18 protein-coding genes and 1 tRNA gene are annotated in these 17,512 nt (G+C 36.9%); 5 read left to right on the top strand and 14 right to left on the bottom strand.

Annotated features, from left to right (window positions below):
* Both acm and A5816_RS13255 read right to left on the bottom strand, forming a co-directional pair.
* Window positions 1-1,697, bottom strand: a 1,697-nt coding sequence (gene acm / locus A5816_RS13260) for a collagen-binding MSCRAMM adhesin Acm (RefSeq protein WP_179189724.1), incomplete at its 3' end; no start/stop codon positions are given.
* Between the two features lie 501 nt (window positions 1,698-2,198).
* Complete coding sequence (locus A5816_RS13255) at window positions 2,199-2,498, bottom strand: bacteriocin immunity protein (RefSeq protein WP_002289237.1); 300 nt, start codon at window positions 2,496-2,498, stop codon at window positions 2,199-2,201.
* Window positions 2,499-2,848: 350 nt separating this feature from the next.
* Between A5816_RS13255 and A5816_RS13250 the strand changes: the two genes are divergently transcribed.
* Window positions 2,849-3,481: a pentapeptide repeat-containing protein gene (locus tag A5816_RS13250; protein ID WP_002289236.1), complete on the top strand. Its 633-nt coding sequence runs from the start codon at window positions 2,849-2,851 to the stop codon at window positions 3,479-3,481.
* Window positions 3,482-3,603: 122 nt separating this feature from the next.
* Window positions 3,604-4,242, top strand: a complete 639-nt coding sequence (locus tag A5816_RS13245) for a CPBP family intramembrane glutamic endopeptidase (protein WP_002374728.1) — start codon at window positions 3,604-3,606, stop codon at window positions 4,240-4,242.
* 118 nt (window positions 4,243-4,360) lie between these two features.
* Here A5816_RS13245 and A5816_RS13240 read toward each other — a convergent pair.
* A tRNA-Thr gene (locus tag A5816_RS13240) sits at window positions 4,361-4,433 on the bottom strand.
* Window positions 4,434-4,553: 120 nt separating this feature from the next.
* On the opposite strand from A5816_RS13240, the gene A5816_RS13235 reads away from it, so the two are divergent.
* Complete coding sequence (locus A5816_RS13235; RefSeq protein WP_002291542.1) at window positions 4,554-4,796, top strand: hypothetical protein; 243 nt, start codon at window positions 4,554-4,556, stop codon at window positions 4,794-4,796.
* A gap of 138 nt (window positions 4,797-4,934) precedes the next feature.
* Here A5816_RS13235 and upp read toward each other — a convergent pair whose 3' ends face one another.
* From upp to A5816_RS13200, 7 genes are all read right to left on the bottom strand, one after another.
* Window positions 4,935-5,564, bottom strand: a complete 630-nt coding sequence (gene upp, locus A5816_RS13230; RefSeq protein ID WP_002291540.1) for a uracil phosphoribosyltransferase — start codon at window positions 5,562-5,564, stop codon at window positions 4,935-4,937.
* A 133-nt stretch (window positions 5,565-5,697) separates the two neighbouring features.
* A complete protein-coding gene (locus A5816_RS13225; protein WP_086311512.1) occupies window positions 5,698-6,645 on the bottom strand; it encodes an alpha/beta hydrolase in 948 nt (315 codons plus the stop codon).
* A 154-nt stretch (window positions 6,646-6,799) separates the two neighbouring features.
* Window positions 6,800-8,044 carry a serine hydroxymethyltransferase gene (glyA, locus tag A5816_RS13220; RefSeq protein WP_086311511.1) on the bottom strand — a complete coding sequence of 415 codons (1,245 nt, stop codon included), beginning with the start codon at window positions 8,042-8,044 and terminating at the stop codon, window positions 6,800-6,802.
* 165 nt (window positions 8,045-8,209) lie between these two features.
* The gene (locus A5816_RS13215; protein WP_086311510.1) at window positions 8,210-9,235 is read right to left on the bottom strand and encodes an L-threonylcarbamoyladenylate synthase; all 1,026 of its coding nucleotides are present in this window, start codon (window positions 9,233-9,235) and stop codon (window positions 8,210-8,212) included.
* 193 nt (window positions 9,236-9,428) lie between these two features.
* The gene (prmC, locus tag A5816_RS13210) at window positions 9,429-10,268 is read right to left on the bottom strand and encodes a peptide chain release factor N(5)-glutamine methyltransferase (protein ID WP_002374739.1); all 840 of its coding nucleotides are present in this window, start codon (window positions 10,266-10,268) and stop codon (window positions 9,429-9,431) included.
* A complete protein-coding gene (gene prfA, locus A5816_RS13205) occupies window positions 10,261-11,334 on the bottom strand; it encodes a peptide chain release factor 1 (protein WP_002291519.1) in 1,074 nt (357 codons plus the stop codon). The genes prmC and prfA overlap by 8 nt, the downstream gene beginning before the upstream one ends.
* A gap of 2 nt (window positions 11,335-11,336) precedes the next feature.
* Entirely contained in the window at window positions 11,337-11,921 is a 585-nt protein-coding gene (locus A5816_RS13200) for a thymidine kinase (RefSeq protein ID WP_002291517.1), read from the bottom strand.
* 320 nt (window positions 11,922-12,241) lie between these two features.
* Here A5816_RS13200 and A5816_RS13195 point away from each other — a divergent pair, with 320 nt between their 5' ends.
* Window positions 12,242-12,844, top strand: a complete 603-nt coding sequence (locus A5816_RS13195) for a class I SAM-dependent methyltransferase (protein WP_086311509.1) — start codon at window positions 12,242-12,244, stop codon at window positions 12,842-12,844.
* A gap of 124 nt (window positions 12,845-12,968) precedes the next feature.
* On the opposite strand, the gene lepB is transcribed toward A5816_RS13195, so the two are convergent.
* The 4 genes from lepB to A5816_RS13175 all read right to left on the bottom strand — a co-directional run bounded on the left by lepB (window position 12,969) and on the right by A5816_RS13175 (window position 15,817).
* Window positions 12,969-13,538, bottom strand: a complete 570-nt coding sequence (gene lepB, locus A5816_RS13190) for a signal peptidase I (protein WP_002316795.1) — start codon at window positions 13,536-13,538, stop codon at window positions 12,969-12,971.
* A gap of 173 nt (window positions 13,539-13,711) precedes the next feature.
* A complete protein-coding gene (locus A5816_RS13185) occupies window positions 13,712-14,479 on the bottom strand; it encodes a DUF6681 family protein (RefSeq protein WP_002291511.1) in 768 nt (255 codons plus the stop codon).
* Entirely contained in the window at window positions 14,476-14,955 is a 480-nt protein-coding gene (locus tag A5816_RS13180; RefSeq protein ID WP_002294107.1) for a hypothetical protein, read from the bottom strand. Before A5816_RS13180 ends, A5816_RS13185 begins: the two co-directional genes overlap by 4 nt.
* 124 nt (window positions 14,956-15,079) lie before the next feature.
* On the bottom strand, window positions 15,080-15,817 hold the full coding sequence (locus A5816_RS13175) for an epoxyqueuosine reductase QueH (protein ID WP_024635835.1): 738 nt from the start codon (window positions 15,815-15,817) through the stop codon (window positions 15,080-15,082).
* Between the two features lie 160 nt (window positions 15,818-15,977).
* Between A5816_RS13175 and A5816_RS13170 the strand changes: the two genes are divergently transcribed.
* Window positions 15,978-17,378, top strand: a complete 1,401-nt coding sequence (locus tag A5816_RS13170) for a TrkH family potassium uptake protein (protein ID WP_025478519.1) — start codon at window positions 15,978-15,980, stop codon at window positions 17,376-17,378.
* Window positions 17,379-17,512 lie beyond the last annotated feature (134 nt).

Below are 17,512 nucleotides of genomic sequence, written 5' to 3'. Positions count from 1 at the left end.
TGGATCGGTTGACCGTCGGCTAATAGATTCACTGTGATCGTCGTAGGTCGTTTGCCGTCTTGGTTCTCATTGTCTTCCCATGTTTTTTGTCCTGAGACCGAAATGACTTCTTTATTCTCATTTGTAACGACTAGCCCGTTTTCAATTTTTTGATAACCTGAAGGGACATAATCATTTCCGTTTTGGTCTACTTCTTGCACTTTAAACGTATATTCGTTTCCACTATCATCATACTGTTGGATATCTTCCCAAGTCACTGAAGTTATTCCATTGTCTAATCGTTTTGTTTCTGCATCAGGAACTGGTTCCCAATTGTTTGTACTTGCTCTGAATAATTTAAAATAAATACTCGGTCTTGGAGTGGTTCCACCGTTCCAAATTTTAGTTGCTGTGATGTTCGTAACCTTTTTCTTGTTATAAACAGGTAAAATGACTCCCTCTGTATCATTTTCATTTATGGAGAATTTGAGTTCATTTGAGCTCAATGGATCAAAGTCAATCCAATTGGGTGCTTCTTTTTCTTTTACAACATAGTCTCCTACTTGCAGACCTTTGATACTAGCTTCTCCCTGTTCATTCGAAATCAACAGGATACTAGACTGTCCTTGAATAGGCTGTTCATCTGCTCGTCTTAATTCGAAAGTCACATTTGGGATACCAATCTCTGTGCCATTGATATATTTGAAAATCTTCAATTCGCCTCTAACTGTACCGTTGACTCCACCAGAAGCTGAAATATTTTTAACTGTATGATTGAAACTTTCTCCATCAACAGCAGGTTTATTAAATTCTTTAAACCAAGCTTCCGAATGATTCTCAAAATTTGTTTGTTCTGGGTTTTCTATGATCGTCTTATAACTCACCATTATTTTCCTAAGATTGACAAAGTTTTTTGGTATAGTTATTTCAATGTAATTATCATTTACTGAAAAATCAAATGTAGCGCCGGGGAAATCTTGTAAAAATTGTTGGATTCCCTCTTCTCCTCTATAAACCTTCTGTTCACCTAAGTGTATTTGATTAATTTCAAACGTACTTGGATCTAATCTTTGTCCACTTTGGATTTCATCACTGATTTTAACTGGTTGTTCAACATAAGTGCCGTTATTGTTAATATTCAAAAACCATCGAATGTGCTTAGTATCTTCAGGAAGCATGTCTCCTGTTTTATAATAAAAAACGCTAGAAGAAGAACCAGAAGCTGGCTTTGTCACATTTACAGTAGCTGTTTTATTACCGCTCGTCACGGTGAATGGTCCCGTATTTTCTTCACCAGTATCGGTTACGTTTCTGGCCTGTATCTCAAATTGCCCCCAACCTTCTACTGAGTCTAGGTTTTTAATATTTTCATTAAACACAACTTGCGCAGAATCTTTTCTAACCGTTAAAGTTCCAACATTTTTATTTTCAATCATTAATGGGATTTCTTTTTGAAATCCTTCACCGCGAATATTTCCTTCACTTGGCCAATTGATCCAAAGATAATCACCTGGCTGGATATCTTGTTTTTTTTCGTCAAACGAGAATTTTACTTTTATGTTTCCTCCATCTGTAATATTCGTTGGGTCCACGGTCAACGAAGTGACATTACTGCTGATATCTCTGCCTGCATCCGCATAGACATGAACAGGAATCAGCGATGTTATATTAGTAATAATAAATAACATTGATAAAATAATATTTCTACACTTTTTCATTTTTTCTATCTCCCCTATTTTAACTAAAAATAAGCCATACTATATTAGTACTCAAAAACCCTTCTTCTCAAATCCTCCCTCACTCATTTCATTTCCAACCTTTCAACCATCAAATAGATAGTTATTTTACAAACATTTAGAAAAAATAAATATGCCAAAAAAACTTTTATATAAAGTTTTTCCTAATAATAATTATTTTTTTCACATATGTTCACTTTATTTTACTTATTGCTTTCATTTTTTCAAGCTATATTTCCAATTCTTGGCTTACAAAAATGCAACATTAATAAATAACGATAGTTTCATAAAATACACTTTTAATTAACATTATTAGTTTATACTAGCTGTTTTTGTGTTAATTAAAGGCTAAAATACAATATAAAGAAACATCTGTTTCTTTATTTAGAATAAAAAAATACAGACTCTGTTCAAATAAATGAACCTAGCCTGCATTATGTGATTGACTCTACTTTTTAATTCATTGAGATGAATAACCCGTTTTTATAAATGCCCAAAAGTAATCGGTGCCGAAGCCATTCCTCGACCTAATTCTTTTTCAAATTTTCCTATTGTTGATATCTCCATATAAAACGGTGATACTGGTTTAGACAATTCTCCCCTGATTGCTAACGGACGTAAACTACGTTCCAAATTATTTATGACTTTAGGATAATACTGACCTTTTTCTAAGCCTGTCTTTGCGTCTATCAAAAGTATACGTTCCTTTTCTTTGATCTCTGGATTTAAAACGAGATCATATAATTTTAGTACCATGTTTTCTATTTCTTCACTTTTAGACATCACGATTTCCTCCCAAAAATATATTTCTTCCCACTACATTCTATAAACAAAGTATACGCTACATCTAGATTTTTTTAAATCATTACTGGATTGTTAAAACCTTTCAATACACTGTTATGGCAACGATTTTTATTTTAAAAACATTCTAAATTAAATCAGTAAAAATTTTTATTCTAAGATTTTTATTAGAATTACACCTAATTTGTGTCTCTCAGGGCAATTCTAAGAACGTTTCAAGAGATAGCGACACTATCGTTATCGAAAAAGGTGAAAACCTATCTCATTTTCTGCTAATGTAAGTTGGTTTAGCTTTTGTTAATATGACTTTATGAAAATGGAGGTAATTAAATATGATTTTTCCTAAAGTTAATGAAGCAAGCTTGAATAAAGGATCCTTTTTTCATATCTATGAAAACGAAGATTTTGAACTGTATAATATCCTTTCACAAAAAGAGGTCATCGAAAACCAAATAATCTGCCATCCAATTATTTACAAATCTATTTTCAAGTATGCATTTTTTGCTTCCAATGATTTTCAAAGAATGGAGATTACCGACTGTATATTCGAAAACTGTGATTTTTCAGGCTGTATATTGACAAAAAGCATGTTGCATCGCGTGAAATTTGTCAATTGTAAATTAACAGGTACTAAATTGATGGAAAGTTATATTGGGAACACGTTATTCGAGAATTGTAAAATGGACTATGTAAATTTATCTGGTTCAAACATAAAAGAAAGTACCTTTGAGCACTCTGTCTTATCAAGCGCAGATTTTGTAGACTGTTCCCTCACTAAAATAATGTTTTCTACTAATGATTTAGAAAATGCTAGCTTTTTTGATACTGATTTAAAAAATATCGATTTAAGTAGCAACTCCTTTGAAATGATTGAAGTACGCTCGGAACATCTAAAAAATTGTACGCTTAATCAGTTGCAAGCACTTGGTTTTGCTAGAAAATTTTTACAAATAAAAGTAGTATAATCAAAATGAATATATAAGATAAATTTTTAGCAATACAAATATCCATAAAAAAACATTGCCTATTTTAACTCTTCATGTATACTGACTCTATCTTCAAAAACTGAATAGTAGGAGTTATTATCATGAATAACATTTTAGGAAAAAAAATAGAACTTAAAAAAGGGATATTGGGCACTATTGTCGTTGTACTCGGTTTGTTAGGGTTGCTATTTGCGCCATCCATTATTAGCATTTTTTCTTTAACTATCACTGGATTTATAGCATTTACACTTGTTTTCGGTAAAAAAGATACGAAAAAAATGTTCTCGAAACCTGTCGCTCCTGTCAAAAATATAGCCAAATATTTTTTTATCAATGTAGTAATCAGTGCCGCAGTCTCGGTATTTTTGCAACAAATTTTGAAATGGGATTTAACAGGCAATCCAATAAATGAGGCTTTCAGCCCGTTATTATTTATTATTTTGCCTATCATGATACTTGGAGAAGAATTGTTCTCAGTGTATTTTCTTGCTATTTTTTCTAGTAAGTTCAGCATTCCTGTCGCTAGTTTCTTGTCAGCGATCATCTTTGGATTCATCCATTACAGTACTTATGATAATGGAAATATTTTACACACTGTAGCACACATCCTTTTGATACAAGGGGTGGCAAGATTGTTATTCAACCAAGCTGCCATTAAAAGCAACTCGATCATTACAAGTTGGGCAGTTCATGTGATATTTGATTTCACATCTATATTGCTAGTCGTTTTATTCTCCTAAACTTTTATAGAAATAATACATGCTCTATTGCTAAGAAAGCATACTTTATTTCCTTTAAATAAAAAGACAGATGTATCAATGGATTAAAAATCCTTGATACATCTGTCTTCTCTTTTAATGCCAGCTATAGGGATCGAACCTACGACCTACGCGTTACGAGTGCGTTGCTCTACCAACTGAGCTAAGCTGGCCTTATCCAAAAGAAATTATATACTCTATTTGGCTGATTGTAAAGAGTTCGATGGAAAATTAGTTTAATTTCATGATATTTTTCATAAAACGTGGTATAATTGATGTGAAAGGCAGGTTTTATGAAAATGGCAACTTTTGGAAAATTTGATACAACTATCGTACCATCGGAAATTGGTGAAAAATTCAAGATCAATACTCACGTAATGTTCACGATTCACGGCAAGCCGCAAACTGGAACGATTTCAAAACAATTGAAAAATTCCGCTGTTGTTGAGATTGATGAAACTGCAGAAAATGCGAACTTGATGACGCAAAGCAAGGGTGTAGTAATCGTTAACTACAAAGAACTTAAAAAGATTTGAATTTGACCATCTCTGCATTTTTGGGATGGTTTTTTTATATGCAAACGAAAGCTGTGAAAAAGCTGTTCTGCCTCAAACGTTAAAAATGACCAAAAAAGGATGTGACACAACTTTTGTCACATCCTTTTTCATTTTCACTTATTTTGTACCAAACAAACGGTCACCCGCATCCCCTAGTCCAGGAACGATATAACCATGTTCATTCAATTTTTCATCTAGAGAAGCTGTATAGATATCAATATCAGGATGTGCTTCTTGCAAAGCTTTTACTCCCTCAGGTGCTGCTACCAAACAAACGAATTTGATGTTCGACGCGCCACGTTCTTTCAATGCATCGATTGCCATGATTGCTGATCCACCTGTTGCCAACATTGGATCTACTACAAACAACTGACGTGCATCAATGTCTTCTGGAAGTTTGACGAAATATTCATGTGGCTCAAATGTTTCTTCATCTCGATAAAGACCGATATGACCCACTTTAGCAGCTGGAATCAATTCCAAGATACCATCAACCATTCCGATACCTGCGCGCAAGATTGGAATAATCGCTACTTTTTTACCGGACAACGTTTTTTGTGTTGTTTCAGTGATCGGTGTTTCGATCACGATGTCTTCCAACGGCATATCCCGTGATACTTCATATGCCATCAACATAGCGATTTCATCGACTACTTCACGAAAAACCTTTGTTCCGCAGTTTTTGTCCCGAATAATAGTTAGTTTGTGTTGAATCAATGGATGATCGATCACTTGAAATTTGCCCATTTTTTAAGCTCTCCTTTGTTCTGTCGTTTCTTTTTAATTGTAAAACAAAATCAAGTGATTGACTAGTCAAACTCGCCATTTTTCCTAAGAAAATCCTTTTTTGAAAAGAAGTTTTCCTGCGAACAAGCAAAGCTTATTCTTTTTCCATGATCCAAGAAGTAGATAATGTCATTGCTGCACGCGCTGCCCTTGTCTGATCCATAGCATTTACCATGACGAAATCATGGATGATTCCTTGGAAGCGTACTTGTGTAACAGGAACCCCTGCATCACGAAGTTTGCGTGCATAAGCCTCGCCTTCCTCTCTTAATACATCCGCTTCTCCTGTCAAAATCATTGCTGGAGGTAGATCTTTTAGTTCATTCAGGTCTGCTCTCAAAGGCGAAGCTGTGATTTCAGCACGTTCTTCTTCATTCGTCGTATATTGATCCCAAAACCATCTCATTCCATCTCTTGTCAAAAAATAGTTTTCTCCGAATTCATGATAGGAATCTGTATCGAAATCAGCGTTGGTAACTGGATAATACAGCAATTGTTTAGATATTGGGAGCCCTTTTCGTTCTTTTGTTAAGATCGTCATGACTGTAGCCATGTTACCACCTACTGAATCTCCTGCAACGATTAGATTCTCGAGATCCAGATTTTTTGACTTGGCTAATTTATTCAGCTGTTGCAACACAGCATAATTTTGTTCAATTGCTGTTGGATATTTCGCTTCAGGTGATCGACTATATTCTGGAAAGACAACGACAGAATTCGTGCGGACCGAAAGTTCTCTGATCAATTTATCATGGGTTTGAGCACTGCCAAAGACCCAACCAGCTCCATGGATATAAAAAATAACTGGTAATTTATCTATATTTCCTTCTGGTCGTACAAAACGAATATTGATTTTTCCCCATTCGCCAGTATCTACCATCAAGTCTTCAATATCAACGGAATATTTGTTCACAGGTGATTCTTGTACTTCTTCCAGTAATGCTCTTCCTTCTTCCGGTGCTAGTTCATAGATTCGCGGATGAGGTGCATTTGCATCACTGAATGCTATGGCTTCCTTTTCTAACGAGATACGATCAGTCATGACTTTTCCTCCCTGAGATTTAATGTGAAGACTAAAATTACACCTCATATACTAGAGAGCATCATCGATATTGTCAAAGAATCCGTTTTCTCCCAAAAAAATAAACAGAAAAGTCCAGCATTGAACTTTTCTGTTTTATATGGAATTTAAATTTTTATTTTTTATGCAATGGAAATTTTTCAGTTAATTCGCGTACGCCTATTTTGACTTCGTCTAGTTGAGCATTGTCGCCTTTTGCTTGTAATGCTTTGACAACTAATTCAGCCACTTTTACAGCATCTTCTTCTTTTAATCCGCGAGTAGTGATTGCTGGTGTACCGATTCGGATGCCGCTTGTTTTAAATGGACTTAGCGTTTCAAAAGGAATCGAGTTTTTATTTACCGTAATATTCACACTGTCCAAAATACTCTCTGCTTCTTTTCCATTTATACCTAACTCACGAACATCGATCAGCATCAGATGATTATCTGTTGCTCCTGAAATGACTCTTGTTCCGATTGCTTGATTGAACACTTTGACCATTGCTTTTGCATTAGCAATGATTTGTTCACTATATTCTTTAAATGCAGGATCTAGTGCTTCTTTGAATGCTGCTGCCTTCCCAGCAATCACATGCTCTAGAGGTCCGCCTTGAATACCAGGGAAGACCGCACTATTGATTTTTTTCGCTAATATTTCATCGTTTGTCAAAATCATGCCGCCTCGAGGTCCGCGCAATGTTTTGTGAGTGGTAGTCGTTGTGATATCTGCATAAGGAACTGGATTAGGATGAAGTCCTGCTGCTACTAATCCTGCGATATGTGCCATATCTACCATCAGTTTTGCACCTACTTCATCTGCGATTTCTCTGAATTTCGCAAAGTCGATCGTTCGTCCGTAAGCACTGGCACCTGCTACAATCAATTTTGGTTGATGTTTTCTAGCTAAAATACGTACCACATTATAATCAATAACTTCTGTTGTCGGATCAACACCGTAAGCAACAAAGTGGTAGGTTTTGCCACTGAAGTTGACTGGTGATCCATGTGTTAGATGTCCGCCTGCGGAAAGATCCATTCCTAAGATCGTGTCCCCTGGTTCTACCAAAGCGAGATAAGCAGCCGTGTTGGCTTGAGAGCCGGAGTGAGGTTGAACGTTCGCAAATTTCGCTCCGAATAATTCTTTTGCACGGTCAATCGCTAAATTTTCAACGATGTCGACAAATTCACATCCACCATAATAGCGATGCCCTGGATAACCTTCTGCGTATTTATTTGTCAAGATACTTCCTTGCGCAGCCATCACTGCTTCGGAGACAAAGTTTTCAGAGGCAATCAGCTCCAAATTATGTTCTTGTCTTTCTTCTTCTTTGGCGATCGCAGCCCAAAGATCAGGGTCAAACGTTTTGTAATCTACCACAAACAACAGCTCCTTTTTATTTTCCTACAATTTTATTTTTCCCATCAAAAACAAATTGCCAAATATTCGTATCTCTTCTATTTACACTTCGTTTTTCGTTCACTAATAGAAGATTTACTTGATAGCATTGTATCATACTAAAAGAATGCGGCAATAACCAATTGATCATTTTTCAAAATAATTTTGCCCAGCTGCTTTTTTCAAGCGATTCATATAAGCATTCCCCAATCCAGTTTCTGGGTATACTTGTACAAAAATCAAATCTAACCCAAGTGTTGGTTCATCTAATCCTCTTAGACCTGCAAACAATCCTTTAGCCGCCGCTTCTACTGAGTTGTCGTTATACATATAAACTGCTGCGGTATCTGTCCGCACTTGATCCGCAATTTCGGGGCTTGCTATGACACCTACACGGTTCTTCTTATTTTTTGCCCATTGAACTGCAGTTGACCAATCGCCCTCTCTGACCATCAGAACACGTGTATCGGGTGAGTAGTGCTTGTATTTCATCCCAGGCGCTTTTGGTGTTTCATTTTCTTTTACAAGATGCTGATCAATAGCAACAGGAGATTCGATGACTGCTTCGATTTGTTCTTTCGTTACTGCACCTGGTCGTAAGATCATAGGCATGGCTGTTGGATCACTTAAATCAAGAACAGTGGATTCTACACCAATTCGCGTAGCTCCATCATCAATGATCCCGGTAATTTTTCCTTGTAGATCATGGAATACATGATCTGCAGTTGTCGGACTTGGTTTTCCCGACGTATTTGCACTTGGACCGACAAGCGGAACCCCTGAAAGTTCGATTACTTCTAGTGTTTTTTTGTTATCCGGCATACGAAATGCAGCTGTGGATAATCCTCCTGTTACAACTGAGGGCAAGGTGTCTTTTTTGATTTTAAATATCAAAGTTAGTGGTCCAGGCCAGAAGTTCTTCACAATCTTCTCTGTTTCTGGATGAAAGTTGTCCACATACTCTTTTACTTGTTCAAAAGAGGCGACATGGACGATCAATGGATTGTCTTGAGGTCTTCCTTTTACAGAAAACACTTTCTTGACAGTATTTGGCAAGAGAGCATTGGCGCCCAATCCATACACTGTTTCAGTAGGAAAAGCAACAAGTTCTCCTGCTTTCAGTGCTTTGGCTGCCTCTTTTAATTCAGTTTCATCATAACGTTTCGTTTCCACAGTTTATCCACAACCCCTTTTTCATACATTCTTGTTTTATCCAACTTTATCCTCAAGTTTTCCACTGACTGTGGATAATTCGTTTGTCAATAGTGGATAAACTTGTTGATAAGCCAAAAAGTCGTTTACATCCTTGTCAAATAAGTGTTTTTTTATAATAAAAAAACAAATAAAAATTTTTTCATCCACAACTTCAACTGTAAACTTGGATCATTCGTTCATTACCAAAAAGATCCTTTTTTATCGCCACTTTTTTATCTGGAAATGCTTGCTGAAATATTTTTTTTACTGCTTCACCTTGGCGAAATCCGATTTCTAAAAAAATCTTTCCATTCGGTTTTAGTACGCTTGGTGCTTCAACTGCTATTTTTTCATAAACAGCTAATCCATCGTTCTCCGCAAAAAGGGCCATCTTAGGTTCGAATGACCGGACACTTTCATCCATCAGTTCCCATTCATTCCGACTGATGTACGGCGGATTAGAGATAATCACATCAAATCGCCGATCCTGTACTGGTTCCAATGTATTCCCATGGTAAAAACTGATCTTCGTTCCTTCGTGCTGAGCATTTTCTTTCGCGACCTCTAACGCTTCTTCAGAAAGATCTACGGCAGATACATGCCAATTTTTTCTTGCTGCTTTCAAACTAATAGCAATCGCCCCAGTACCTGTCCCAATATCTATCACTTCCAATGGTACATCAGGCGTCTCGTCTAAACACCACTCCACTAACTCTTCTGTTTCTGGTCGAGGAATCAGTGTTGCTTCGGTTACCTTCAACCGATGATCATAAAAATCTGCATATCCTAGCAAATACTGAGGCGGATGATCTGCAAGCAGAAGTCGCAGATCTGTTTCGATCAACTGTTGTTCTTCTTTTGAAATCTCTTCGTTCATATGAAGGAGCCAATCAAGTTTTTTCCATCGTTTTCGTTCCAAAAATAAAAATTGGATACTGTATGCTTCTTTTCCATGTTCCTCTAAAAAAGAAGAAGCCCGTGACAGGACTTCTCGATAGGTCATTTTACCCATTTTGCATAGCTTCCAGTTTTGATGTTTGATCATACATGATCAATGCATCAACAATTTCATCTAATTTCCCTGCTAAAATCTGATCTAATTTTTGGATAGTTAATCCGATACGGTGATCAGTCACGCGATTTTGCGGGAAATTATATGTCCGAATCCGTTCTGAACGATCCCCAGTTCCGACTGCTGATTTTCGATTGGCATCATATTCACTTTGTGCTTCTTGTTGGATCTTATCATACACACGAGCACGCAAGATTTTCATTGCTTTTTCACGGTTCTTGATTTGAGAACGTTCATCCTGCATAGCAACGACAATCCCTGTTGGTAAGTGAGTCAAACGTACAGCAGATGCTGTTTTATTGACGTGCTGTCCGCCAGCACCTGAAGCATGATAGATATCTGTGCGGATATCTTTGTCTTCAATATCAATCTCTACTTCTTCAGCTTCTGGCATCACGACAACTGTTGCTGTGGAAGTATGGATACGCCCTTGCGATTCAGTTGAAGGAACACGCTGGACACGGTGTGCACCACTTTCATATTTTAATTTCGAATAAACATTCTCTCCGGTAATCATCATGATCACTTCTTTATATCCACCGATCCCGGTAACGTTTGCTTCCATCACTTCTGTTTTCCAGCCTTGTGCTTCAGCATACTTTTGGTACATATTGAAAAGATCACCCGCGAATAAGGCTGCTTCGTCTCCGCCTGCTGCTCCACGGATTTCCATGATGATATTTTTATCGTCATTTGGATCTTTTGGTAAAAGCAGGATCTTGATTTTTTCTTCTAAGACTTCTTTTTCTTTTTTTAACTCAGATAATTCTTCTTTTGCTAGTTCAGCCATTTCATCATCCAGTTTTTCACCAAGCAGTTCTTCTGTATCGGTGATTCCTTGTACTACTTCTTTATAACGACGATAAACTTCGACTGTTTCGCGCGTGTTTGCTTCTTCTTTTGAAAGCTGCATAAAGCGCTTTGTATCAGAAATCACTTCTGGATCACTTAAAAGTTCTCCAAGCTCTTCATAACGGTCTTCAATTGATTGTAATTGATCGTACATGCTTATTCTCCTTCTGTAATCATTGATGGGTGAAAGTAATGCTTTCGACAAACGGGGTAATAAGCTTCATTTCCGCCAATTTGCACTTGATCGCCTTCATAAACAGGTTTTCCATCAATATAATGTAAATTCATGATTGCTTTTTTGTGGCAGAACCAACAGATCGTTTTCATTTCTTCAATCTTGTCTGCGTAAAGCAATAAATATTTTGATCCTTCAAATAACTCGTTTCGAAAATCATTTTTCAAACCAAACGCCATAACCGGAATATCCAATTCATCCACGATTCTCGTAAAAGCAATGACATGTTTCTTTTTTAAGAACTGCGCTTCATCGATCAGCACACAATAGGGTTTGCTTTCCATGTTCTGAATCACGTCAAATACGTCTGTTTCTTCAAATATCGGCATTGCTTCACGTTTCAGTCCGATTCGACTTGAAACAACGCCTAAACCATCTCTCGTATCAATACCGCTTGTCATCAAGACAACTGGTTTATTTTGTTCTTCATAATTATGTGCGACTTTTAAGATCTCGATCGTCTTGCCGCTATTCATTGCGCCATACTTAAAAAATAGTTGTGCCATGCTCTTTTTCACCTTCCAGTTTGTTCCTATGGTATTATACTTGATTTTCAACATTTTTTACAGTGAGAATTTTCATCAAGCACAGATTATCGTTCAAATCCCTTGCTTACTTTTGTTCCAATTTTTTGACAAGAACTAAATAAGGCGATCCATTTATCTTATCTTTCTAGAAAAATTTCTGTCCTTGAAAATTCTCAGGATTTATAAAAATAAGTACATCTGCTAAATACTTTCTTTTTGAATTGAGTATAGCATGTTTTCTTTCTTTTCACGTGCTATAATAAGTTAAAATTCCAAAGTTTTATGTAAGGAGCTATTTGATGACAAAAAATATTTTTGATTCCATCGCTAACCATTATGATTCCCCTGACCGTCAAGCATTAGCCAAGATTATTCGCGAAGAACTAACTACTTATTTACCTCGCGACAGCCACCAAAAAGTCCTTCTGGATTATGGAGGCGGAACTGGGCTTGTGAGTTTACCGCTTGCGGAAAGATTCAAAGAACTGATCATTGCCGATGCTTCAGAAACTATGTTGAAAATGGCAGAAGAAAAGATCCAAGCAGCAGATCTGAAAAATGTCCGCACGATCCACGCTGATGCTTCTGTCGAATTTCCTGCTGTCCAAGCAGATGTGATCCTTCTATCACTCGTACTTTTGCACATTCCTGATACGGAGACTATTCTCATGAAACTTTACGAACTTTTAGCTCCTGGCGGTCAACTGATTATTGTAGATTTTGACAAGAATGAACAAATCAGTCATCCAAAAGTCCATAATGGTTTTATTCAAGAAGAATTGAACGATCGATTGAAAAAAACTGGCTTTGTCTCTACTGCTAGTCATACTTTCCATCGTGGAGAAAAGTTATTCATGAATAAACATGCTTCGCTTTTCTTATCCATCAGCCAAAAAGCTTAAAAAGAAGCTGTGACAAAAATATGTCACAGCTTCTTTTTTCGTTTAAACGGTGTTCCAAAAGCAGCTTCTTCTTATTTCTTGAAGCTGACCACTTCTGTCACAACCTCTTCTTTTTATTTTTTCATCAAATGATTTTGATTTCTGAAAGAGGCCAGTAGCGGAAAACAACTTTGCCTTGGATCATATCTTTGTCGACTAACCCAAACATTCGGCTGTCTTTTGAAATCAAACGGTTATCACCCAGAACAAGATACTTTCCTTTCGGCACAGTATATTCAAAATCGCTCGTAAAGGTAGAGGCACTTTCTGCTTGTGCTTGGAACCCTGAACTATAAGCATACTCTCCTTGTAACTTATCTTCTGAAAATTCTTTTTTGAACTTATCTAGATAAGGCTCATCATACTTTTTGCCATTAATGGTCAATTGGTCATTTTCCATCTTGACTGTGTCCCCAGGCATACCAATGATTCGTTTAACGATCATTCGTTCTTCATCCCCTGGTTCCTTCGTAGTAATGATGTCCATTCGTTCATAGTTCGAGATTTTAGATGAAATCAGTCGTTGTCCATCACTTAATGTAGGGTCCATCGAATGTCCGTTTACAGTGACTGGTGTAAACACGTACACTCTAGCTAATAAAATAGCCGCTAATACAAGGATCAGAATCCCCCAATTTTTCAAAAATTCTTTCACAGCTTACCTCCTACTTATATTTCCTCGTTATTTATTACATTTTTTTACGATATTTCGTTGTACTCTCTTTATTCTACAATGTTTATAAATGAAAGGAAAGAATAAGTGACGTGTTCGTTCTATTTTTCTCGTTATATAAAAAAGGGGCATGACAAAAGTCATGTCACATCCCCTTATGAATGTCTTCTCCTTTGGCTCCGACTATAAACAACTTGTTCTTCTTGTGATTGTGCTTTTTTTGCAATTAATTTCAGGCGATAAGGCTCATGATAACGCAACCCGTCTTTGACAAAATCACCGCCAACGATGAACAATCCGACAGGTTCCAATGTGTCTTCTGTTGAGCTTAGTCGAATGGTCCCTACTTTTTCCATGTCCGAGTAGCTTCGTCCAATATTTAGAACATACTCTTTCTCTCCTGTTTTCTTGACATAGTAATAAGGATACAACGTATTTCTGTCGACCAAAAATCCATCCATGCGACCGAGTTCATTTGTTTTGATCTCACCATTTCCAATCAAATACCGCATATTCTCGGCTAATTTCAATTGGTAATCTTCGTCATAAGAAACCATGACCTCCTGTGTATTCACTTTATCGATCGAATTTCCATTATTGATTGTTTCTTCTGTCTGGATGTTGAACGCTTCATCAGGCAAATACTTCACAAAAAGCTGCGTGACATCGGCTTTCGTGTTTTTATCTAAAAAGTAATAAAATACATTTAAAACAGTAAAATAAACAAGCACTAGAAATGCAAGTCCATATAAGAAAAATTGAAGATAGTTTTGGTTTTGCCAAAGTCCATAAACAATTCTCAATAAATAAAGCGTGGGAATCACACTTAAAATCGTATATCCACGGTTAAGATATTTAGGACTGATGTCTAAATAGCCAAGGAATTTATGCACCCCATTGATAAGATCTAGTAAAAATGTCATTGAGAATCACCTGCTTGCTGGTTATACGTTTGTGTATTTCCTGAATCTTGGTTTTGCTGTGCTGTACGTGCGGCATCATCATTTTGCGTGTTATCATCTACAGTCGTACTGCTTGGTATCGTTTCGGAGCTAGCACTTGTATCCGGACTTGTACTTGGATTGGTTGAATCCGATGGAGTGCCATCTGGTACCGTATTACTTGTTTCGCTTGAGCTGTCAGTTGTATATGTCTCATCATACGACGAACTAGTTGTTGTATCGTCCCATGTACTTGTCGTAGTGGTTTCATTCAAACTTTCCGTTGTTGTTGGTTCAGATGTCGAGACTGAAGTAGTTGGTGTTGTTTCTTCTACAGTACTAGAACTTGAACTTGGTGCACGGTAGCTGGAACTATTCACAATACCTGTAGTAGTCGCGACAATCGTCGAGATTGTTAATACAGCGATTGGCTTCAAAATAGGTGCTACTTTTCGCATCTTATCTCTTCCTTCATTGAAATTTATTCTTGTTTCCTTACTTTACTACGGACAAATTATACAGTCTACCTTATTTCTACCATAAATTCTTTATTTTTTTCTTACGTTTTTCCGAAAGATTTCTTTAATTTTCATCAAAAACTACGGTCGATGTTTTTAAGTAAGCTTTTGCTTCCCGATTGATTTCTTTCAGATCACATCCTTGCTGCTTGGCAGCGAACACGCAACCACAATAACATTGGCGATAGATATCATACTCTTTGCACATTTGCAAAGAGCGTTCATAGCCTTTGTTTTTCTTGAAATCACTTGGCAAATATCGTGTCCCGTAAATCTTTTGGATATCCATTCCGATTTGATTGATCAAGGCTGCATTTTTCTTTGGTGAGATCGTCAGGGCACTTCCAAAGTAATCGTATCCTAGTTCTTGCGCTTTTTGCGCAACAAGATCTAATCGCATATTGAAGCATGCACTGCAGCGAGCACCACCTTCTTTTTCGTCTTCAAGATGGTTGGTTAAAACCATTTTGGTGAATTCACTTGGACGGTATTCATCAACAATCAGCGCTACATGATGGTCAGTTTTCTCATTAAATTGGTCTACAAATCGTTTTTGTTCATGTAATCTCCGCAAATACTCACTTTTAGGATGGATATTCGAATTTGAAAAAAATAACGTGATATCTGCATATTGAGACATGAATTCCAACGTGTGCGTACTGCAAGGAGCACAGCATGTATGTATTAATATCTTAGGCTTTACTTCTTCTTTCTCCCATTGCATAATCATTTTTTTCAGAACTGTGTCATAATTTATTTTTTGATTTTTCATTTTTTCTACGATTTGTTGGGCATTGATCAATTTGTTATTCCTCCTCCTTCTTTTTTCTAGGATTTGCTTTATTATAAGCCATTTCTATTTTAATCGAAAGCTGTATTGTTATCTGTTCAATAATTTCTTTGAGTATTCCTGATTCCCCTTGTATACTGGTAGAAACGACTATTGTCAGGAGGATAGTACTGTGCATGTTGATTTATTCTTTCGAAGGCTACAGCGGCGAGGACAGAAGTTTGCTGCCAATCATTTCTCATCGATCCAAATCATCGTTTTTTATTATATATTGATGACGGTCTTATCACTCGTTCTATTTTATCTGCCGATTTTTCGCGAACCAGATAGCCATGTTTCTTTTGTGGACATGCTGTTCATGGCAATCAGTACAGTGAGCGTGACTGGACTATCGACTTTTGATATCAATTCTGTGTTCAATGATAACGGTATTATACTGCTGGAAATATTATTTCAAGTTGGTGGTTTGGGGATCATGATGATTTCTACTGCTTTTGTCATTTTTTCTAAACGACGAATCACATTGAAACAGCGGCAGCTGATCATGACAGATATGAATCAACCGCGTTTGTCTGGTATCGTCCGACTGATTCGGATTACTTTTGCTATTTTAATCTGGTTTCAATTACTTTTTGGGACATTCTTTTCTATTTATTTTTATTACAGAGGCTATTTTGATCGTTGGCGTGATGCCGTTTTTTACGGTTTTTATCAGGCGATATCGGCTGTCACGAACTCTGGATTTGACGTCACTGGGGATTCCATCAAGCCCTTTGCACATGACTATTTTTTCTTGATTCTGATCATGTTTTTGATTTTTGTCGGCGGAATTGGTTTTCCTGTATTGATGGAGTTTCGGGAGTGGCTGTTATATAAACGTTCCAGTGCAAAGCTTCCATTTCGTTTTTCCTTGTTTACCAAATTAGCCGTGTTGGCTTTTGTCATCTTGTTTGTTTCGGGAACTATCTTAATTTATCTATTGGAAAAGGACCATTTATTCCAAGATTCCAGTATGAGTGTCAAATGGATCAATTCGATGTTTTATTCGATTACGACTCGTAATGCCGGTCTCCAGATTCACGATTTGGGTGATTTTCAGATCACGACACTGATTATTTTTTCTTTACTGATGTTTATCGGATGCAGTCCTAGTTCTGTAGGAGGCGGGATACGAACAACTACTGTAGCAATCATCGGTTTGTATCTATACTCCTTCCTCAAGAGTGAGGATAATATCAATATTTTTGGACGGAGAATCGATCAAGATGATGTGCGAAAATCAGTCGTTGTCTTTATGCTTTCTCTTGGTATGTGTTTCTTTTGTATCGTTTTTTTATCTGCTACAGAGGACCAAACACTGATCTCGATCATCGTCGAAGTAACTTCTGCTTTTGGAACAACTGGTTTATCCTTAGGAATTACCGGCGACTTGTCTGTTGTAGGTAAAATCACGATTGCTGCCCTGATGTTTATTGGGCGGATTGGAATGCTGTATACATTGATGCTATTCGTACCAAAAGAAACCCGAGATCTGGGCTATGAATATCCAAGTGAGAAAATCATTATCGGATAAAAGTAACGATAACTGCAAAGCCTCCCACTGATAAGCTTATCTGGTTCCTTGTCAATAGACAGTCCGGATAAGCTTTTTGTATTCGACAGATGAAGCAAGGAAGCAAAAAAACATCGAAGAAAATCGTTCATCTT

Origin of the sequence: Enterococcus sp. 3G1_DIV0629, from assembly GCF_002141285.1 — a bacterium.
Classification (GTDB): domain Bacteria; phylum Bacillota; class Bacilli; order Lactobacillales; family Enterococcaceae; genus Enterococcus_B; species Enterococcus_B lactis.
The sequence above is the reverse complement of the archived record's forward strand: the minus strand, read 5'-3'. Positions and strand labels throughout refer to the sequence as shown.